Origin of the sequence: Herbidospora yilanensis, assembly GCF_001570565.1 — a bacterium.
Lineage (GTDB): Bacteria > Actinomycetota > Actinomycetes > Streptosporangiales > Streptosporangiaceae > Herbidospora > Herbidospora yilanensis.
Window position 1 is genome coordinate 1 of record NZ_BBXE01000046.1, and the last position, 19,990, is coordinate 19,990.

Genomic DNA, 19,990 nt, shown 5'->3' on the forward strand with positions numbered 1-19,990 from the left:
GTGCCGGGCTGGAGAGCGCGGACAGCACACCGGTCGAGGACACCGCGGCGAGGGCGGAGCCGGTCATGGCGGAGGTCATGAACCCCCGGCGGGAGACGGCCACGTGGGACTCCTTCGGTCAGGCGGAGGGAAGGGCACGTCGCGGTGTTATCGCCGCGTAACATCGGACGGCTCGGCGTCATCTTGACAGCGACCGACACACAAACGCAACATTCGGCCGCCTTCTGGAAACTTCCGGATTAATGATCGGTAAGAGTGTGCAGGTCAGGGTCTCATCGTGGATCGGTCCAGGTTGCCGAGTTCTGTAAAGAACCCTTCGATTTACTCGAAAAGATCGGACCTCTCACCGGCGATGGGCGCGCGGCGTTCGGCGGATGCATCAGTCCTGGAGCGGCAGGCGAAGGATCATGCGCGTTCCCCGGTCCGAGTCGCCGATGGTGAGAGAACCCCGGTGGGCCTCGGCGATCTCGCGGCAGATGGCGAGGCCGAGTCCGGTGCCCGAGGGGTCCAGGTGGCGAGACTCCGCCAGCCGGGCGAATCTCTCGAAGACGAGTTCCCGATATTCGGGGGCGATGCCGGCGCCGTCGTCGGCGACCACCAGCACCCCGGTGCCGTCCTCGGTCCCGACCGTGACGGTGATGCGGGTGGCGGCGTGCCGCTGGGCGTTGTCCAGCAGATTGGCCAGCAGCCGGGAGATCAGCAGCCGGTCGCACGGGACGATCACGTCCGGCTCCAGGTCCGTCTCGATCGGCACCCGGCCGTGGGGGCGGCGCTCGATCTCGTGCCGGGCCAGCCGGCCCAGATCGGCCGGTGCGTGCGGCGGCAGCCGATCGTTGTCCATGCGGGCCAGGGTGAGGATGTCCTCGGCGAGCACCTGCTGGCGTTCCAGGTCGTTGAGGAGCTCCCGGGCGGTCGTCGGCCAGTCCACCTCGGGATCCGTCAACGCCTCCTCCAGCCTGAGCCGGGCTCCCGTGATGGGGCTTCGCAGGTCGTGGGAGACGTCGGAGGTGAAACGCCGCTCCCGCTCGATGGCCCCTTCCAGGAGTCGCAGGGTGCGGTTCGCGGTAATGGCCAGATAGCGGATCTCGTCGTAGTGAGGGGGGATGGGCACCCGGCGACCAGGGTGTTTCTCGGTGATCTCGGACAGTTCGGAAGTGATGTCCACGACGGGGCGCAGCGCGCGGCCGACGAGGAAATCGGTTCCCACCGCCACCAGGATCAGCCAGATCAGGGCTCCGGCGATGAGCACGGCCGCGAACGCGCCGTCGCCGCCGTGCCAGGGAGGGGCCGGCTCCCCTCCGTAGACGATCAGGGCGCCGCCGGGGGTCGTGATCCACATCGCCGCGACGGTCAGGCATTGGCGGGGAAAGCTGGGCACGTCGCAGACCACCTGGTCCATCGCTCCGGGGCGCCGAGGCGGCACGAGGAAGGCCATTCGCGGCTGGCCGATCATCCGGGGGTTCGCCGACACGACTCTTCCACCGGCGTCCACCACCTGCATGGCGGTCAAACCCTCGTCGGGCAGCACGGGCGGCACCACCGACGTGCCGGTCAACTGGTGCAGCACCCGCAGGTCGGCGGCGTACACCTCGCTGAGCTGCTCGGACAGCATGGACTTGTGGTTGCTGTCGAAGACGAATCCCATCGTCACCGCACACGCCACCGCCGCGGCCGCCGTCGCCCAGATCGTCAGCCGCAGCCGTACCGACCACTGCCGGGGCGACTTCACGTGTCACTCCAGCGGCGAAGGAGGCCGCGAGGGCGCCCCGCGGTCCATCTCCGCCCGTCCGTGTGGTCTTCAGCCGACATCATCACTAGAAGTTATCAATCATGACTCTACGTACATGTCGGGGGTGCGGCATGTCGCTCCGGCCTGGTGGCGCAACGGAGCGTAATGTGATGAACACGCAACGCCTTCATCGCTGCGGGTCAATGATGCGCGGAGAGTGTGGACGACATGTCGTGCGGGCAGTCCGCACTCTCCGCGGCACCCGGTGTCGCGTGACACATCCGCCGTCGGCCGATCAGCCGGCATTCTCCAGGCGGCGTGCCGCCCGGTCGTGCCGGTTCGGGATGACCGTGCCGTAGTAGATCATCACCGCTCCGACGACCACGAAGGCGACCGCCACCGGGATCCGCCACGGATCGTCCAGGTGCAGCGCCAGGAACCAGAGCCGCGACTCGCCGCCGGTCCAGATCGTCCACAGCGGCACCAGCCCCTGCGGGAACAGCGGGATCCAGCAGAAGATCCACAGGAACGTGACCAGCGCCTGCTTGCGCGCGGGCAGTCTGGTCCGGGGCCGCCCCGCGGTCACGTCCCGGGAGCCGGGCGACACGGTTCCGCCCGAGCGCATCAGGCTCAGCAGTTCCGGCCCCTTCGACGCCAGCCGCCGATGGGCCAGCCGCCCGAACCATCCTGCCAGCAGCGCCCCCGTGCCCACCCCGACCACCACGGCCGACCACGACACGACCGGCAGGTCGAGCGCGTCACCGAGGTAGGCGACGCCGCCCGCCGGGAGCGCCGTCAGCGTCACCAGCAGCAGCATCAGCACGACCTGGCCGAAGACGGCGCCCGCCTCCAGCGGGTTGCCGCCGCGCCTGCCCGGCTCGGTCACTGGCACCAGCATGGTCACCGACACCAGGGCGATCAGCCCCGCCCCGCCGCCCAGGACCGCCGCCAGGATCGACAACGTCCACGGCCACGTCCAGCCCTCGCCGCCGGCGAGCGTCCCGGCGACGGTGAGGACGATCGCGATCGGGGCGACCCGCAGCAGCCAGGCGAGCTGGCGGCCCCGCACCTCCGCCCGCTCGGTGCCCGGGTTGACCAGGTTCAGCCACAGGGCGGTGCCGTCGAGGCCGAACAGGTTGGCCGAGGTCGCGGCGGCCATCACGACCACCAGGACCCCGGCCCACGGCAGCATGCCGGACCAGCCGATGATCAGGGGGACGAGGGTGTAGAGCAGGCCGAAGAAGACGGCGAACCACAGCAGGTGGATGCGCATCAGGTCACGCGACCACGTCCGCAGCTCCTTCGCCGTCACCGCGCCCACCGGGCCGCGGGCGGCGAGGTCCCCTCCGGCGCCCTGGGGGACCCGGTGCAGGGGCCTGGTCGTGGTCCGCTCGACCAGCAGACGTGACCACACGAGCAGCGCCAGCACGATGAGCGCGCAGATCCCGAGGAGGGCCGCCGCCACCATGAGCCAGTCGCCCCGCCCGGCCGCCTCCACGGCCGCGACGCCCCAGCCCGACGGCAGCCGGCGCACCACGGCGGAGAAGGACGGCGGGAAGCCCGACGACAGCAGGTCGAACTGGATCGCCGCCCAGATCAGCACCCACGACTGGTTCAGCACGACATTCATCGACGCGTTGACCAGCGCCGCCAGGACCGCGCCCGTCCGCGACCTGACGGCCACGGCGAGCACCCCGATCATCAGCCGCGACAGCACCACGACCAGTGCCACCATCAGCGGGACCGTCACCAGCGCGACCGTGAACCCGGCCAGGCCGAACGAGCCCGCGTAGACCACGAGGGCGCTGAACGCGACCAGGCTGACCAGCGGGGGGACGCCGACGAAGGCGGTGCCGAGAAGACCGAGGGCCAGTTTGCGGGGGTCGACCGGCAGCAGCGAGAAGTGCTCGGGCCGGACGCTCTCGTCGCCGCCGCCGGTGTAGACGGGGCCGAGCATCCAGCCGAACAGCCAGACCGCGAAGACGGCCGCCAGCAGGTCGCCGTCGATCCCGGCCACCACGATCGTGCCGACGGCCAGGGCCAGGCCGGCCAGGCCGCCCATGACCATGCCGGCCGCGCGGGACCCGCCGATCGAGTGCCGCAGCACCCGTATCTTCATCGCGATCAGGACGCCAACCACGACGGGCCCTTCACGTCGTCGACGTCGGCCCCGACCAGTTCGACGAACCGGTCTTCGAGGGAGCGGCCGGCGCGCACCTCGTCGAGGGGCCCGGCGGCGGCGACGCGGCCCTTGTCGATCACCGCGACGTGGTCGCAGAGCTGCTCGACCAGCGCCATGACGTGGCTCGACAACACGACGGAACCACCCCCGGCGACGAAACCGCGCAGCATGCCCCGGATCGTCAGCGCGGAGACCGGGTCGACCGCCTCGAACGGCTCGTCGAGCACCAGCAGGCGGGGGCCGTGCAGCATCGCGGCGGCCAGGCCGATCTTCTTGCGCATGCCCGTCGAGTAGTCGATCACCAGGGTGCGCTCGGCCTGGTCGAGCTCCAGGATCTCCAGCAGTTCACCGGCCCGCGTGCCCGCCGTCGCGCGGTCGAGCCCGCGCAGCCGGCCCAGGAAGGTGAGGAGCTCGCGGCCCGTCAGCCGCTCGGGCAGGGCCAGGCCGTCGGGGAGCACGCCCACCCGCGCCCGCGCGCCGACGGGATCGGCCCACACGTCCACGCCGAAGACGCGGGCGTGGCCGGTGTCGGGGCGCAACAGGCCCACGGCCATGGACAACGACGTCGTCTTCCCCGCGCCGTTGGGGCCGACCAGCCCGTAGAAGGATCCGGGCGGGACCGAAAGGCTCACATGGTCGACCGCTATTTTCGGGCCGAAGCGTTTGCCGAGTCCGTCGAGTTCCAAAGCCGCAGCCACGATGGCACCTTATCGGGACAATGGCGGTCATTTGAATACGTGGTAATTGGCGAAATATGTCCTACTTGCGCCTGAAGTCCAGACTTCTCGGCTGAATCCGCGCAACGAACGTCGAAATATCGGCAATATGCTCGTATGACTTCACCGGACGAGGACGTCGAACGAGCCCTCCGCGCGTTGAAGCACGACCCCACCCCCGCCGCCGCGATCGAGGCCGCCCAGGCCGTCGACCGGCGCCTGCGGACGGCGGGGCCCACCCTCGCCCTCGTCCAGGCCGCCGCCACCGCGCACTCCCGCGCCGGGGAACTCCTCCTGGAGCGGGCCGTTCCGGGGCTGGGCATCTCGTTCGTCGACGCCGCCGTCATGGCGCGGCGGACCTCCCCGGATCTCACCGAGGCGGCGCGGCACCTGCTCGCGGCGGCCCGCCACGACCCGCACGACGCCCACACCCTCCTGCTGCTCGGCTCGGTCGCGCTGGCGACCGGCGACCACGAGGCCGCGCGCACGGCGGTCGGGGCGGGCCGCCCGGCCGAGCCCGAGCACGCCGCGATGCTCGGCACCCTGTACGCCTGCCTCGCGGCCTACGACCCCGGCACCCCCGAGGGCCGCAGGCTCTCGATCCTGCGCGCCGCCCTGGGGGCCCCGCCCAGCCTGATGCGGCCGCCCGCGCTGCTGGCCCTGGGCACCCTGCTGACCACCAGGTCGGAGGCGCCGCAGGACCTGGCCGAGGGGGTCGACGCCCTGGTCGAGCTGATGGAGCAGGCCGAGCCGGGCGACCCCGAGTTCGAGCACGCCGTGATCCTGGTCCTGGCGGCGATGTGCCGCCACCTCACCGTCGAGTTCCCCGCCGACTTCGGCCGCCTCGCCGCGGCGCTGCCCTGGGGCGCCCGCGACGACCTCACCCTGGCCTGCGCGGCGGCCTGCCGGTCCCGGGTCGAGCGCGAGCCGGGACACCTGACCGAGGCCGCCCGCCACCTGCGCAAGGCCGTCGAACGCTCCCGGCCCGACGACCGGGAGATGTTCCTGCTGGCCGGGGCGGGGCTGGTGCTCTTCTACGACCGGTTCGTGGCCGAGTTCTCGCTGGTGTGGCTGAACGCGGCCGACCGGTGCTGCGACATCCTGGAGGCGTTGCCGTACGGCACGGACGTGTCGGCCATGCGGCGGGCGATTGCGGAGCAACGGTCTGCTTAGAGCAAAATGTCCTTTATGGCCGACATGCTCACCCGGTACGCCCGCCTCCTCGCCGCCTCCGCCGACGCCCACGTCGCCCTCCAGGGCGGCAAGGTGTCGCGGAGCGACGACCTGTGGCTGGCCGACTTCGGGGGAGCGGCCGGGTTCGCCAACGGGGCCACGCCGGTGCGGGAGCCGGAGAACCTGGAGAAGCTGGTCGGCGAGGCGCTCGACTTCGCCGGCCTGCACGAGGGTCCCGGCCTGTTCTACTTCTGGAACGCCTGGCCGCTGCCCGAGCCGGTCGCGCCCTGGCGTCCCGACGGGCAGCCGCCGCTGATGATCCGCGAGCCCGGCGCACCGCCGAGGCTGCCCCACCACGTCGAGGAGGTCACCGGCGACCCCGCCGAGTTCGAGGCGACGGTGGCGCGGGCCTACCCGCTCGACCGGGCGGGCTGGCGGCCGGGCCGCCTGTTCGGCCCCGACATCCATCGCACCGGCTGGCGGTTGTTCCTCGGCCGGCTCGACGGGCTGCCGGTGGCGACGGCGGCGGCGTACACCCATGACGGGCTCACCGAGGTCAACTACGTCTCGGTGGCTCCGGAGGCGCGCGGCAGGGGGTTCGCCGCGGCCGTCACCTTCGCCGCCGCGTGTGCCGACCCCGCCGCCCCGGCCATGCTGCTGGCCAGCGATCTCGGCCTGCCCGTCTACCGGAAGATGGGGTTCCGGGAGCTGAGCCGGTTCCACATGTGGGCCTACGAGCGCTGACGCGGCGGCAGCGGGAAGAACCCGCTGGTGCGGTTGACGTAGTCGACGAACTCCTGGCCCTTGCTCTTGGCCATGCGCTTCTCGGTGAGGGCCTTGCCGCTCTTGGAGATCAGCAGGTAGGTCATCAGCCAGGGGCACACGATCGTGACGACCGCCCACGGGGTGCCCAGGGCGATGAGGAACAGGCCCCACCACACGGCGGCGTCGCCGAAGTAGTTGGGGTGCCGCGTCCACGCCCACAATCCCCGGTCCATGACCCGGCCCTCGTTGGCGGGGTCGGCCTTGAACCGGGCCAGTTGCGCGTCGCCGATCGCCTCGAACGCGAACCCGACGACCCAGAACGCCACGCCCAGCCAGGTGAAGACGTTGAGCGGCTGGGGCTGGTACATGGCGATCTGCACCGGCAGCGACACGAACCACATGACCGCGCCCTGCGGCAGGTAGATCTTCCTGAGCACGAAGGGGACCACCGGGCCGGTGTTGCGGCGCAGCATGGCGGCGTACCGGGGATCCTCGCCCCTGCCCCGGTTGCGGTGGTGGATGTAGGCCCCCAGCCGCAGCCCCCAGATCGCGGTGAGCACCAGCGCGAGCAGCGACCGCGCCAGGTTGCCCTCGCCGGAGGCGAGCGAGAGCACGAACGACACGATCGCGACGACGACGAACCCCATGCCCCAGACCGAGTCGACGATCGACTGGTTGTTCGTGCGCAGCGCGTAGGCCATCGTCGCGGCCATCGTCAGAGCGACGGCCACGAGGGTCACCGCCAGATTCATCCAGATCACGTCAACCGTCTACCCGCTCGATGAGCACCGCCACCCCGAGCCCGGCCGCGCCGCTGACGGCCGCGACGCCGTAACGGCCGCCCAGGCGGGTCAGGTTCTCGGCGCACTGCCCGACCATGATCGCGCCGGTCGCGCCGAACGCGTGCCCCATCGCGATCGTGCCGCCGCCGGGGTTGAGCCGGTCGGGCCCCGGCCCGAGGTCGCGCCGCAGCCGCAGGCACAGGGCGGAGAAGGCCTCGGCGAACTCGTAGACGTCGACGTCGGCGGGTGTCAGGCCGGCCCTGGCGATCACCTTCTCGACGGCGGCCTGCCCGGCGGTCAGCATGATCACCGGGTCGACGGCGGCGGTCGCGGCGCCCACGACCCTGATCGGGCTCTCGGTGGTGCCGAGGACCAGCAGCGCCGCCCCGTCGGCGAGCGCGGGGGAGGAGCCGACCGTGTGGTGGTGGACGATCTCGCCGACCTCCGGACGGGCCTTCAGCACGATGGCGTCCTGCGCCGGGTCGGCGAAGGCGGGGGCCAGCGCGGCCAGCGACTCCATCGAGGTGCCCGGCCGGATCAGCTCGTCGCGGCCGAAGACCGACCCGTCGGCGCGGGCCACCGGGATCACCGAGCCGGCGAAGTCGCCCCGGTCCCAGGCCGCCGCGGCCTTCGTGTGGGTCTCGACGGCGTATTCGTCGAGCTGCTCGCGGGTCCAGCCGTCGATCGTGGCGTTCAGGTCGGCGGCCACCCCCATGTGGATCGACCCGACCCGCTCGATCGTCGCCGGGTCGGTCCAGAGGGGCGCGCGATCGCTGAACATGGCCACCCGGGACACGCTCTCGACGCCCCCGGCGACCGCGAGGTCCATCTCCCCGGCGCGGATGCGCGCCGCCACCTGCGCCACGGCGTCGATCCCACTGGCGCAGAACCGGTTGACCGTCCCGCCGGGGACGGCGTCGCCCCATCCGGCCAGCAGGGTGGCCACCCGGGCGAGGTTGCCGCCCTGCTCGCCGACCTGCGAGGCCGACCCGACGATCACGTCGCCGACGGCGGCCGGGTCGAGCCCCCGGCCGACGAGCGCCCGTTGCAGCCCGGCCACCAGGTCGACGGGGCTCCGGTGGTGCAGCGAGCCCTTCGGGGAGCCCTTGGCCCGGGGGGTGCGCACGTAGTCGAGCACGTAGACGTCAGACACGGTTGCACTGTAACTCTGTTTGTTGTAGTACGAAAGCATGCCGGAAGCCGTATGGGTCCTGGGCGGCCACCAGACCGACTTCGCCCGCAACTGGTCCCGCGAGGGCCTCGACTTCGCCGACCTCACCGCCGAGGTGGTGCGCGAGACCCTCGACGACGCGGGCGTCTCCGCCGCCGACGTCGACGTCATCCACGTCGGCAACGCCTTCGGCCAGCTCTTCACCGGCCAGGGCCAGCTCGGCGGCATGCCCGCCACGGTCGTGCCCGAGCTCTGGGACGTGCCCGCCACCCGGCACGAGGCCGCCTGCGCCTCCGGCGGTGTGGCCCTGCTCGCGGCGATGGCCGACATCGAGTCGGGCCGCTACGACTGCGCCCTGGTCCTCGGCCTGGAACTGGAACGCACCGTCCCCGGCGACGACGCGGCCCGCCACCTGGGCGCCGCCGCCTGGGTCGGCCACGAGGGCCGGGACGCCACGTTCATGTGGCCCCACATGTTCAGCGCCCTCACCGACGAGTACGACCGCCGCTACGGGATCGACGAGGCCCACCTTCGCGCCATCGCCCGGCTGAACTTCTCCAACGCCGCGGCCAACCCCAACGCCCAGACCCGCAAGTGGACCTTCACCGGCGCGAGCTTCGCCGCCGACGACGCCGCCAACCCGGTCGTGGAGGGCCGCGTCCGCCGCACCGACTGCTCCCAGATCACCGACGGCGGCGCGGGCCTCGTCGTGGTCGGCCGCCGTTTCCTGGAGCGGCGGCGGTCCACCCCCATGGCGCGGATCCTCGGCTGGGGCCACCGCACGGTCGGCCTGCCGCTCGACCGGAAGCTCGCCCGCAGCGCCGGCCAGCCCTACGTGCTCCCCCACGTCCGCCGCGCGATCACCGACGCCTTCACCCGCGCCGGGCTGTCTTTGGCGGAAATCGACGGCATAGAGACGCACGACTGCTTCACCATGTCGGAGTACGCCGCGATCGACCACTTCGGCATCACCGCCCCCGGGGAGAGCTGGAAGGCCGTCGAGAACGGCGACCTGGAAATCGGCGGACGGATCCCGGTCAACCCCAGCGGGGGCCTGATCGGCGGGGGCCACCCGGTCGGCGCGACCGGGGTGCGGATGGTGCTCGACGCGTGCCGGCAGGTGGCGGGGCGGGCCGGGGCCTACCAGGTCGAGGGGGCCCGCCGCTTCGGCACGCTGAACATCGGCGGCAGCACGACCACGACCGTCGGCTTCGTGATCGGAACAGGGGAGTAGCAATGGACGTCGACGTCGTCGCACGGGTCCTGTCGACCCTTCCGGAAGACGACGACCACCCCTACCGGACCGGCCCGTGGCGTCCGCAGACCACCGAGTGGCGGGCCGACGACCTCGACGTGGCCGGCGAGATCCCCGCCGACCTCGACGGCGTCTACCTGCGCAACACCGAGAACCCCGTCCACCCGGCCATCGAGCGCTACCACCCGTTCGACGGCGACGGGATGGTCCACGTGATCGGCTTCCGCGACGGCCGGGCGTTCTACCGCAACCGCTTCATCCGCACCGACGGCTTCCTCGCCGAGGCCGAGGCTAGGAAACCGTTGTGGGCGGGCCTGGCCGAACGCCCCTCGCTCTCGCTGCGCGATGGCTGGGGCGCGCGCGGCGGCCTGAAGGACTCCTCGTCGACCGACGTCGTCGTGCACGCCGGGGTGGCGCTGACGAGCTTCTACCAGTGCGGCGACCTCTACCGGCTCGACCCGCTGACCCTGGAGACGCTCGGGAAGGCCGAGTGGCACGGCGACTTCCCCTACGCCTGCGGCGTCTCCGCGCACACGAAGGTCGACCCGCGCACCGGCGAACTGCTGTTCTTCAACTACGGCACCGACGAGCCCTACATGCACTACGGCGTCGTCTCCGCCGACGACCGGCTGACCCACTACGTCGACGTCCCGCTGCCCGGCCCCCGGCTGCCGCACGACATGGCGTTCACCGAGAACTACGCGATCCTCAACGACTGCCCGATGTTCTGGGACCCGGAACTGCTGAAAAGGGGCCGGCACGCCGCCCGTTTCCATCCCGACATTCCGCTGCGGATCGGCGTCATCCCCCGCACGGGCTCGAAGGTCCAGTGGTTCGAGGCCGCGCCGACCTACGTCCTGCACTGGGTGAACGCCTACGAGGAGGGCGACGAGATCGTGCTCGACGGCTTCTTCCAGGAGGACCCGGAGCCCAAGGACGTCGGCGACGGCGGCCACTACCAGCGCATGTTCCGATTCCTGGCGCTCGACCGGATGAAGACCAAGTTGCACCGCTGGCGGCTGAACCTGAAGACCGGGCGGTGCCGGGAGGAGCGCCTCACCGACTCCGTCACCGAGTTCGGCGTGCTCAACTCCCGGTACGGGGGTGTCGGCTACCGCTACGCCTACGCGGCGACCGGGGTCGAGGGCTGGTTCCTCTTCGACGGGGTGACCAGACACGACCTGGTGACCGGCGAGGAGGAGACGTACAAGCTGCCGCCGAACGTCTACGGCAGCGAGCCCGCCATGGCCCCCCGGCTCGGCTCGGCCGCCGAGGACGACGGATACCTGATCACGCTGACGACCGACATGAACGACGACCGGTCGGAGTGCCTGATCTTCGACGCGGCCCGGCCCGCCGACGGCCCGCTGGCCCGCGTCCGCCTCCCCGAACGCGTCTCCAGCGGCACCCACGCCACCTGGGCCCCCGGGGACTCCATCCCCGGCTGGCGCACCGCGGAGTCGCCCGAACGGGCCGTCGGGCTTGGCTGAGCCGGGGACGCGCCCCACCGTTCTGGCCGCGGGGGGCACCAACGCGGTCGGCATGACGCTCGGCCTGGTCGGCGACGAGTGGAACCTGCTCATTCTCCGGTACGCCATGATGGGCGTTCGGCGCTACGGGGAATGGCGGAACACGCTCCCGATCTCCCACGCCGTGCTGACCGGGCGGCTGGCCCACCTCACCGAGTCGGGCGTCTTCGAGAAGACGTCCGGCGAGTCGAAACGGCCGGAATACCGGCTCACCAAACGCGGCCGCGACCTGTGGCCGGTGCTCCTCACCGTCTGGGCCTGGGAGTCGGCCTGGGTGCCCGACCACGCCGAGTCGCTGCCGGTCATGGCCCACCGGGGCTGCGGGTCGGCGTTCGCGCCCGTCCTGACCTGCCAGGCGTGCGGCGAGGCGGTGCTGCCCCGCGACGTCGCCGGGACCTTCGGCCCGTCGGGCACGTGGGAACGCTCGGTGCCGTCCGGCGCCACCCGGCGGCGCGTGGCGTCCGCTTCGGCCGGTCTGTTCCCGCAGACGATGACGCTGATCGGGAACCGCTGGTCGGCGGCCATCCTCGGCGGGGCCTTCCAGGGGCTGGACCGTTTCCGCGACTTCGAGCGGCGCCTCGGCGCGCCGCCCGCGATCGTGGCCGACCGGCTGCGCGTCCTCCGCGACCTGGGCATCTTCGAGCAGGCGCCCTCGGCCGACCGGGCCGGCTGGACGACCTACCACCTGACCGACAAGGGCCGGGCGTTCTTCCCCGTCGTGGTGACGGCCATCGCGTGGGGGCAGCGGTGGTTCCGGGCGCCCGAGGGGCCGGCGCTGGTCTACCGGCACCAGGGGTGCGGGCAGGCGTTCCTGCCCCGGCTGGCGTGCGGAACCTGCGGGGCGGCGCTGCGCGGGCACGACGTCGCGGTGGAGCGCCCCGGCTGACGGACGGTCAGCGTGCCGCGTGGTCCGGCACCGGCTCGCGGGCCCGTTCGCCGGTCGCTGGCACGGCCTTCCTCCGGGTGACCGGGCGGCCCAGCAGGATGCCGGCGAGCGTCAGGGCCAGGCCGCCGAACTGGACCGGGGTCAGGGTCTCGGCGGCGACCAGGGTGCCGACCACCACGCCGGTCACCGGGTTGAGCAGGCCGATCAGGCCGACCGTGCCGGCCGGGAGGTGGCGCAGGCCGGTGAACCACGCGGCGAAGGCCAGCGCGGTGGCGATCACCGAGACGTAGGCGTACGCGCCGATCGCGGGGACGTCCACGGCCGGGGGAGCGCCCTCGGCGACGACGGCGATCGGGAGGAGGACCAGCCCGCCCGCCGTGAGCTGCCAGGCCGTCGACGGCAGGACGCCGGCCCCCTTGCCCCATCGTTTGGCCAGAATGAAGCCCACCGACGACAGGACCATCGCGGCGACCGACGCCAGCACGCCCCATCCGTTCACCGCCTCGGCGCCGGTGAGGACGGTCAGCGCCACGCCGGCCACGCCGACGCCCGCGCCGGCCAGGTGGGTGACGGCGGGGCGCTCGGAGACCAGGCCCCAGGCCAGCAACATCATCACCATCGGGGAGGTCGCCATGACGGTGGACGCGACACTCGACGGGAGGAGCTGCGCGGCCAGGTAGATCAGGGCGAAGAAGACGCTCATGTTCAGCGTGCCGAGGACGAGCGAGCGCCACCACCACGAACCGCGCGGCAGTCTCCGGGTCAGGAGCAGCAGAAGCAGACCGGCGGGGAGGGCCCGGAACACGGCGCCGTAGAGGGGGTGGGTGGCGGGGAGGTATTCGTGGGTGACGTAGTAGGTCGTGCCCCACGCGATGGGGGCGATCGCCGTGACCGGCGCCCACCGCCAAGTAGCTTCCATGGAAGAGAATATAGCTTCCAGGGAAGATATATCCTGACCCGCGTGATGGATCACGTCGCGCGCATCCAGCAGGAGTGGGCCCGCGAGCGGCCCGACGTCGACGTCGGACCGGCCGGGGTGATCGGCCGCCTCCACCGCGTCGCCGGGCATCTGACCGAACGGCTCTGCCTCGTCTACCGGCGGTTCGGGCTGGCCGAAGGCGAGTTCGACGTGCTGGCCGCCCTGCGCCGCGCCGGGGCCCCGTACGAACGCGCGCCCGGCGAACTGGCCGCCCACACCATGGTCACCACGGGCGCGATGACCAAGCGCGTCGACCGCCTGGAACAGGCCGGGCTCGTCACCCGCCGCCCCAGCGAGTCGGACGGCCGGGGCCGCGTGGTCGCCCTGACGACGGCGGGCCTGGAACTGATCGACGCGGCGTTCACCGAGCACATGGCCAACGAACGCCGCCTCCTCGACGCGCTGGCTCCCGACGACGCCGACCGCCTCGAAACGATCCTGACCACGTGGCTGGCCGTCTTCGAACTCCCCGTCGGCGAACCTCCCGCCTGAGACGCGCAGTCCGTCGCGGCGCCTGGCCGATCGGGTGCGGACCGCCGGACTACGGCTCCGCCCGGGTCGGCGGGCGGTGCGATGGTGGGCGGAGCCGTGACGGAAGGGGGACTCAGCGGCGGAACGGGCCCGTCACGCAGTAGGTGATGCCGCCCGAGGACGAACCCGACGTGCCCCGCTGCGAGGAGAAGTAGAGGCGGTCACCCGCCGGGTTGAAGGCCGGGCCGGTGATCTCCGACGAGCTCTGGTTGTTGATGCGCAGGAACGTCGAGATCTTGTCGTCGGGGGTGATCATGCAGATCTCCATGTTGCCGCCGTCCTCGGCGACGTAGAGGTCGCCCGCGGTCGAGCCCGTCACGTTGTCGACGCCGGTCAGCGGGGGCGTGCCCGAGGTGACCAGGCTGTCGTCGTAGGCCAGTTCGTAGGTGTTGTTCGTCAGGTTGACCTGCCAGACGCGGTTGTCGCCCTTGGTGGTGAACCAGACGGTGTCGTCGGCGTAGTAGCAACCCTCGCCGCCGTTGAAGGACTTCGAGCCGGACACCTGGTTGCGGGTCGCCGTCGGGTCGCCGTCGGGGTCGGGGACGTTCGCCCAGGTGAACGAGCCGCTGGTGGCCGAGCCCGCCACCATGACCTGGAGGGTGCCCGACGACAGGTCGCCCCACGTGGTGGGCACGAAGCGGTAGAAACGGCCGTTGGACTCGTCTTCGGTGAGGTAGATCACGCGCCGGACCGGGTCGGCCGCCGCGGCCTCGTGGGTGAACCGGCCCATCGCCGGACGCTGGACCGCCGCGCCGCCGAAGGGGTAGGTCTCGTACACGAAGCCCCTGCTCACCTCTTCGCACGACAACCACGTGTTCCACGGGGTCTTGCCGCCCGCGCAGTTCTGCCGGGTGTTCGACAGGATGCGGTTGGCCGAAACGACGTTGCCGGCCGAGTCGAAGCGGATCGCCGAGGCCCCGCCGCCGGGGTTGATCTCGGAGTTGGAGACGTAGATCCAGCCCGATCCGTCGGCGAAGCAGGCGCCGCCGTCGGGGGCGTCGTGCCAGGTGTACGAGGTGCCGGAGACCACCTGCCGCGATCGGGCCACCACCCGGCTGGTGAAGCCGGCGGGCAGCCGGATCCCGTTGGCGTCGGCCGCCTGGAGGGCGCCGTAGGGGCTGGTCGCCGGCTGGGCCGGGGCCGCCAGCGCGGCGCCCTGCCAGAGCGATCCGGAGAAGGCCACCGTGCTCGCGCCCAGGACGGAAGCACGAAGGAAATTGCGTCTTTCCATGATTTCTTACCTCCTTGACCGGGACTGTAAGCCTCGTAATGTTTACACAGGGTGAACGGAATGTGGGCGCTGAGTGACGGGTTTCGTATGACCGAGTTTCCGGCATCATCCCGAAATGAGCCCGTACACCCTGCCGTTGACCAGCGAATCGGCCGACGCCGGCACCGCCGGCGGGAAAGGCGCCTCCCTCGCGCGGCTGGCGTCGGCGGGGCTGCCGGTGCCGGACGGTTTCCACGTCACCACCGCCGCCCGCGAGGCCGGGATGAACCGCGAGGTGACCGCCGAGATCTCGGCGGCCTACCGGGCGATGGGAGACGACGTGCCGGTCGCCGTGCGGTCGTCGGCCACGGCGGAAGACCGGCCCGACGTGTCGTTCGCCGGGCAGCACGACACCTACCTCGGGGTCCGGGGGGTCGCGGCGGTGATCGACGCGGTCGAGCGGTGCTGGCGGTCGCTCGACAACGACCGGGCGCGGGCCTACCGGGAGCGGGAGGGCATCGCCCGGCCGGGGATGGCGGTGGTCGTCCAGGAGCTCGTGGACGCGTCGGTGTCCGGGGTGATGTTCACCGAGCTCGACGGGAAGCTGGTGATCAACGCGGCCTGGGGCTGGGGGGAGACCGTCGCGGGCGGCACGGTCACGCCCGACGTCTACGCCGTCGACCGCGACGGCCACATCGACGAGACGATCTCCGACAAGGCCGTCATGGCGGGCACCTCGGGGCTCGTGCCGGTGCCGCCCGACCTGCGGTCGGTGCCCACGCTGACGCGCGAGCAGGTGATGGCGCTGGCCGGGCTCGGGCGGCGGATCGAGATCCTGTACGGGATGCCCATGGACGTCGAATGGGGGATCGCCGCGGCGAAGCCGTACATCCTGCAGGCCCGGCCGATCACCGGGCGGCGGGAGGTGTGGAACGACTCGCTGCGCGGCGACTACCTGTGGACCAACGGCAACCTCGCGGAGGCCATCCCCAGTGTGATGACGCCGGTGACCTGGTCGGTGGTCCAGCGGTTCATGGCCGACGCGATGATCGCCGGGTCGTTCGCGGGACACCCGGTGTGCGGGAACATCGGCGGGCGTTTCTACCTGAACCTGTCGGTCCTGCTGACCATCGGCGACTCGCTCGGCCTCAGCCGGATGATCAGAGACACCCTGGAGCCGGTCTTCGGCCGGCTGCCCGAGGGCGCCGAGGTCCCGCTGCTGCCGCTGACCAGAGCCCGGTCGGTGCGCGGCACGCTCCCGCTGCTGCGGGGCCGGCTCGCCCTCATCCCCTATGCCCGGCGGCTCGACCGCATGTTGCCGCGCCTGCGGCGCCGGGCCGACGACCTGCGGACCCTGATCGCCGTCAGCAACGACCTGGCCGGCCTGTGGCGGGGCGCGGTCGAGCCCTACTTCCGCGAGTGCAACCGCCTCCTGGCCGCCGCCGGACGGCAGGACGCCGGCAGCCTGATCTTCCTGCGCAACCGCCTGGAGAACCTCGTCGGGGCGGCCGACGCCAACGCGCTGACCAGCGGGTTCGGCGCCCACCTGGAGAGCATGGGGCCGCTCCTCGGCCTGGGCGAGGTGAAGCGCGGCCGGTTGCCCCGGCAGGAGTACGCCCACCGCTGGGGGCACCGCTGCCCCGACGAGCTCGAACTGTCGGCCGCCCGGCCGGGCGAGGATCCGGAGTGGGTCGACCGGGAGCTCGCCGGCCTGTCGGAGGACCCGATCCTCCTGCTGAGCCGGCAGGAGGAGGTGTCGCGGGCGGCGTGGCGGCGGTTCAAGGAGCACGACCCGCGCGACGCCTACCGCTACTGGGGCCTGATCCGGCGGTGGGGCCAGATCGTCCGGGCCCGGGAGGAGGCCCGGTCGGAGGCGGTCCGGGCGTTCTGGGTGCTGCGCGACTGGGTGCGCCGGGCCGGGTCGGTCACCGGGGCCGGCGACGACGTGTTCTTCCTGCGGATCGGCGAGATCCTGCGGCTGCTCCGGGGCGATCGGGGGGTGCTCGGCCTGACGGACGTGCGGCGGGCGGCCTACGAGCACTACCGGTCGCTGCCGCCCTACCCGGGGGTGATCCGGGGCGCGTTCGACCCCGAACGGTGGGCGGCCGACCCCGACCGGCGCTCCGACTACGCCGACGCCGCGAGGGGGCCCTCCGCGCGGGACGGGTCGATCAACGGCTTCCCCGGCGCGGCCGGGGTGGTGGAGGGCATCGCCCGCGTCATCCCGTCGATGACCGAGGCGCAGCACCTGGGCGCCGGGGAGATCCTGGTGACGAACGTGACGAACGTCGGCTGGACCCCGCTGTTCCCACGCGCCGCCGCCGTGGTCACCGACGTCGGCGCCCCCCTGTCGCACGCCGCGATCGTCGCCCGCGAGCTGGGCATCCCCGCCGTCGTCGGCACGGGCGACGCGACCACCCGGATCCGCGACGGGGCCCGGGTCCGGGTCGACGGCTCGGCCGGGACGGTCGAGGTCCTCGACTAGGGAAGAATGGCCGGGTGGCCGAGAAGGGGTGTCCTTGCGGGTCCGGCAAGGCATACGGGGAGTGTTGCGGGCGGTTCCACGCCGGCGAGGCGGCGGCGCCGACCGCCGAGGCGCTGATGCGGTCGCGGTTCTCCGCCTACGCCAAGGGTGACACGGCCTATCTGCTGACCACCTGGCACTCCACGACCCGGCCGCCGCGCCTCGACCTCGACCGGAAGACCCGGTGGACGGAGCTAGAGATCCTGGAGACCTCCGGCGGGTCGGCGATCCACACCGAGGGGACCGTCCGGTTCCGGGCCCACTACGCCGAGCGCGGCCGGGCCGGGGTGCTGGAGGAGCACAGCACGTTCTCCCGTGAAAACGGCCGCTGGGTCTATGTCGCCGCTCTCTGACCTCGGCCTGCGCCGCCACCCCGACGACCCGCGCGACCCGTTCCGGGCCTGGGACGCCGCCGACGAATACCTCCTCGACGAACTCGGCGAGCCGCGGGGCGCGGTCGTGGTGTTCGGCGACCGCTGGGGCGCGCTGGTCACCGCGCTGGCGGCGCACCGGCCGGTCCAGATCACCGACTCCTACCTGACCCAGCAGGCGACCCGGGCCAACCTGGCCCGGCTCGGGCTGCCCGAGGCGACCCTGCTGTCGACCCAGGACGCCCCGCCCGGCCGGATCGACACGCTGCTGGTCCGCGTCCCCAAGAGCCTCGCCCTGCTGGAAGACCAGCTCATCCGGCTCGCGCCGGCGGTCCACGAGGGCACCAGGATCATCGGCGCGGGCATGGTCAAGGAGATCCACACCTCCACGCTGGCCCTGTTCGAGAACATCCTCGGCCCCACCCGCACGTCCCTCGCGGTCAAGAAGGCCCGGCTGATCTTCACCGAGCCGCGCCCCACGCCGAGGACGAGCCGCTTCCCGGTGACGTACACCCATGAGGGTCTCGACCTGGTCAACCACGCCGGCGTGTTCTGCGCCGACCGGCTCGACATCGGCACCCGGTTCTTTCTGAAGCACCTGCCCGCGACCGTCAAGGGGCAGCGGGTCGTCGACCTCGGCTGCGGCAACGGGATCGTCGGGGCGTTCGTGCTGCGCGGCAACCCCGACGCCGAGGTGCTGTTCGTCGACGAGTCCTACGCCGCCGTCGCGTCGGCCCGCGCCAACGTGCGGGGTCCGGCGGAGTTCCGGGTCGGCGACGGGCTGGCCGGAGCCGAGCCGGAATCGGCCGACCTGGTGTTGTGCAACCCGCCGTTCCACACCCACCAGGCCGTCACCGACGCGACGGCGTGGCGCATGTTCACGCAGGCGAAGCGGGCCCTGCGGCCCGGTGGCGAGCTGCGGATCGTCGGCAACCGCCACCTCGGCTATCACGTCAAGCTGAAGCGCCTGTTCGGCGACGTGACCGTGGTGGCGGGCGATCCCAAGTTCGTCGTGCTGAGCGCGGTCAGGCGCGGGCCTCGATGACCAGGTTGAAGTCGGTCGTCAGGGCGGTCCGCACCCGGCCGAAACCGGCCTCGCGCAGCAGCGCCTCGATGCGGGAGGGGCCCGCCTGGTTGCCCAGCCCGAGCCTGGCGCCCTCCGACAGGCCGTGCGGCAGGCAGAGCATGACCGAGGACGCCGCGTAGGTCGCCGCGATCGGGTTGCCGATGGTGTCCTCCAGCCGGTCGGCCGCGAAGGGCTCGACGACCAGGACGGTGCCGCCCTCGGCCAGCGCCGCGCGGGCCCGGGCCGCCGCCGCCGGCGGGTCGCCCATGTCGTGGAGGGCGTCGAAGAAGCAGATCAGGTCCCAGGCGCCGGACTGCTCCTCGCCCGAGTCGGCGACGTGGAAGCGCACCCGGTCCTCGACCCCGGCGTCCTCGGCGGCCAGGCGGGCGGCCTCGATCGAGGGCTCATGGGCGTCGACGCCCACGAAGCGGGAGTTCGGGAAGGCCTCGGCCATCAGGATCGAGGACGTCCCCATGCCGCAGCCGACGTCGAGCACGCGGGCCCCGGCGGTCAGCCGCCCGGTGACGCCGTCGAGGGCGGGCAGCCAGTGGTCGACCAGGCTGAACCGGTAGAGCGGGGCGAAGAACCGCGACACGCCGCCGAACAGGTTCTCGTCGTGGCGGCCCCAGGCGAAGCCCTCGCCGGTGCGGAACGCCTCGGTCAGGTGGTCGGCGGCCTTCCAGGAGGCGGCCTGGATCTGCGAGGCCGAGGCGCGGGCGGCGATCGTGGTGTCGTCGGCCAGCACCAGGGCGTGCTCGTCGGGCAGTTCGTAGGTTTCTCCGGCGGGGTCGTAGTCGACGTGCTCGGCGACGGCCTGCACCCGCAGCCACTCGCGGACGTACCGCTCCGACAGGCCGGTCTTGGCGGCGAGGTCGGTGCTGGTGAGCGGGCCCGCCCCGGCCATGGCGCGGAAGAGGCCGAGCCGGTCGCCCAGGTGGGTCTGGAGGGTGAGGCCGGAACCCAGGCTCTCCAGGGTGATCTTCATCGCGAAGTCTTCGAGCTTCTTGGTGTCCATGTCGTACACCCTGCCCATTTCGCGTTTCACGGCCCTTTCGCCGTTCTGTCGCCGGTCATGAAAGGGTGAAATCTCGGCCATTAGTATTGACGCCATTTCGCTGGGT

The 19,990-nt window shown here is 72.1% G+C and carries 17 protein-coding genes; 9 read left to right on the forward strand and 8 right to left on the reverse strand.

Annotation, left to right across the window (positions count from 1 at the left end; translation table 11 throughout):
* Positions 1 to 379: 379 nt before the first annotated feature.
* The 3 genes from AW273_RS32975 to AW273_RS32985 form a co-directional block, all read right to left on the reverse strand.
* On the reverse strand, positions 380 to 1,729 hold the full coding sequence (locus AW273_RS32975) for a sensor histidine kinase (RefSeq protein ID WP_062357052.1): 1,350 nt from the start codon (positions 1,727 to 1,729) through the stop codon (positions 380 to 382).
* Between the two features lie 295 nt (positions 1,730 to 2,024).
* A complete protein-coding gene (locus AW273_RS32980; RefSeq protein WP_062357056.1) occupies positions 2,025 to 3,869 on the reverse strand; it encodes a hypothetical protein in 1,845 nt (614 codons plus the stop codon).
* Positions 3,854 to 4,609 (reverse strand): ABC transporter ATP-binding protein, encoded by a 756-nt coding sequence (locus tag AW273_RS32985; protein WP_232327718.1) that lies wholly within the window; start codon positions 4,607 to 4,609, stop codon positions 3,854 to 3,856. The genes AW273_RS32980 and AW273_RS32985 overlap by 16 nt, the downstream gene beginning before the upstream one ends.
* Before the next feature lie 135 nt (positions 4,610 to 4,744).
* Here AW273_RS32985 and AW273_RS32990 point away from each other — a divergent pair, with 135 nt between their 5' ends.
* Entirely contained in the window at positions 4,745 to 5,800 is a 1,056-nt protein-coding gene (locus AW273_RS32990) for a tetratricopeptide repeat protein (RefSeq protein ID WP_062357061.1), read from the forward strand.
* 15 nt (positions 5,801 to 5,815) lie between these two features.
* Entirely contained in the window at positions 5,816 to 6,544 is a 729-nt protein-coding gene (locus tag AW273_RS32995; RefSeq protein ID WP_062357064.1) for a GNAT family N-acetyltransferase, read from the forward strand.
* Here the strand turns inward: AW273_RS32995 and AW273_RS33000 are convergent.
* Together AW273_RS33000 and AW273_RS33005 are read right to left on the reverse strand one after the other, a co-directional pair.
* Positions 6,532 to 7,317, reverse strand: coding sequence for a DUF1295 domain-containing protein (locus AW273_RS33000; protein ID WP_062357174.1), 786 nt, complete (start codon positions 7,315 to 7,317; stop codon positions 6,532 to 6,534). The two genes, AW273_RS32995 and AW273_RS33000, sit on opposite strands and share 13 nt — an antisense overlap.
* Before the next feature lie 10 nt (positions 7,318 to 7,327).
* Entirely contained in the window at positions 7,328 to 8,500 is a 1,173-nt protein-coding gene (locus AW273_RS33005) for an acetyl-CoA C-acyltransferase (RefSeq protein WP_062357176.1), read from the reverse strand.
* A 37-nt stretch (positions 8,501 to 8,537) separates the two neighbouring features.
* On the opposite strand from AW273_RS33005, the gene AW273_RS33010 reads away from it, so the two are divergent.
* Genes AW273_RS33010 through AW273_RS33020 form a run of 3 tightly spaced genes read left to right on the forward strand, consistent with a single transcriptional unit; the run spans position 8,538 to position 12,188 of the window.
* Positions 8,538 to 9,752 carry an acetyl-CoA acetyltransferase gene (locus AW273_RS33010; RefSeq protein WP_062357067.1) on the forward strand — a complete coding sequence of 405 codons (1,215 nt, stop codon included), beginning with the start codon at positions 8,538 to 8,540 and terminating at the stop codon, positions 9,750 to 9,752.
* A gap of 2 nt (positions 9,753 to 9,754) precedes the next feature.
* On the forward strand, positions 9,755 to 11,263 hold the full coding sequence (locus tag AW273_RS33015; RefSeq protein ID WP_062357070.1) for a carotenoid oxygenase family protein: 1,509 nt from the start codon (positions 9,755 to 9,757) through the stop codon (positions 11,261 to 11,263).
* Complete coding sequence (locus AW273_RS33020; protein ID WP_062357073.1) at positions 11,256 to 12,188, forward strand: winged helix-turn-helix transcriptional regulator; 933 nt, start codon at positions 11,256 to 11,258, stop codon at positions 12,186 to 12,188. The genes AW273_RS33015 and AW273_RS33020 overlap by 8 nt, the downstream gene beginning before the upstream one ends.
* 7 nt (positions 12,189 to 12,195) lie before the next feature.
* On the opposite strand, the gene AW273_RS33025 is transcribed toward AW273_RS33020, so the two are convergent.
* Positions 12,196 to 13,107: an EamA family transporter gene (locus AW273_RS33025; protein ID WP_062357075.1), complete on the reverse strand. Its 912-nt coding sequence runs from the start codon at positions 13,105 to 13,107 to the stop codon at positions 12,196 to 12,198.
* A gap of 45 nt (positions 13,108 to 13,152) precedes the next feature.
* Here AW273_RS33025 and AW273_RS33030 point away from each other — a divergent pair, with 45 nt between their 5' ends.
* The gene (locus AW273_RS33030) at positions 13,153 to 13,659 is read left to right on the forward strand and encodes a MarR family winged helix-turn-helix transcriptional regulator (RefSeq protein WP_062357078.1); all 507 of its coding nucleotides are present in this window, start codon (positions 13,153 to 13,155) and stop codon (positions 13,657 to 13,659) included.
* A gap of 112 nt (positions 13,660 to 13,771) precedes the next feature.
* On the opposite strand, the gene AW273_RS33035 is transcribed toward AW273_RS33030, so the two are convergent.
* Positions 13,772 to 14,929: an alkaline phosphatase PhoX gene (locus AW273_RS33035; protein ID WP_062357079.1), complete on the reverse strand. Its 1,158-nt coding sequence runs from the start codon at positions 14,927 to 14,929 to the stop codon at positions 13,772 to 13,774.
* Between the two features lie 115 nt (positions 14,930 to 15,044).
* Here AW273_RS33035 and AW273_RS33040 point away from each other — a divergent pair, with 115 nt between their 5' ends.
* The 3 genes from AW273_RS33040 to AW273_RS33050 are packed head-to-tail and all read left to right on the forward strand — an operon-like array spanning position 15,045 to position 18,848.
* The gene (locus AW273_RS33040) at positions 15,045 to 17,393 is read left to right on the forward strand and encodes a PEP/pyruvate-binding domain-containing protein (protein WP_062357082.1); all 2,349 of its coding nucleotides are present in this window, start codon (positions 15,045 to 15,047) and stop codon (positions 17,391 to 17,393) included.
* 14 nt (positions 17,394 to 17,407) lie between these two features.
* Positions 17,408 to 17,785, forward strand: a complete 378-nt coding sequence (locus AW273_RS33045) for a YchJ family protein (protein ID WP_062357086.1) — start codon at positions 17,408 to 17,410, stop codon at positions 17,783 to 17,785.
* The gene (locus AW273_RS33050; RefSeq protein ID WP_062357089.1) at positions 17,769 to 18,848 is read left to right on the forward strand and encodes a methyltransferase; all 1,080 of its coding nucleotides are present in this window, start codon (positions 17,769 to 17,771) and stop codon (positions 18,846 to 18,848) included. The genes AW273_RS33045 and AW273_RS33050 overlap by 17 nt, the downstream gene beginning before the upstream one ends.
* On the opposite strand, the gene AW273_RS33055 is transcribed toward AW273_RS33050, so the two are convergent.
* The gene (locus AW273_RS33055) at positions 18,829 to 19,884 is read right to left on the reverse strand and encodes a class I SAM-dependent methyltransferase (RefSeq protein ID WP_198168485.1); all 1,056 of its coding nucleotides are present in this window, start codon (positions 19,882 to 19,884) and stop codon (positions 18,829 to 18,831) included. The genes AW273_RS33050 and AW273_RS33055 overlap by 20 nt on opposite strands.
* Between the last annotated feature and the right edge of the window lie 106 nt (positions 19,885 to 19,990).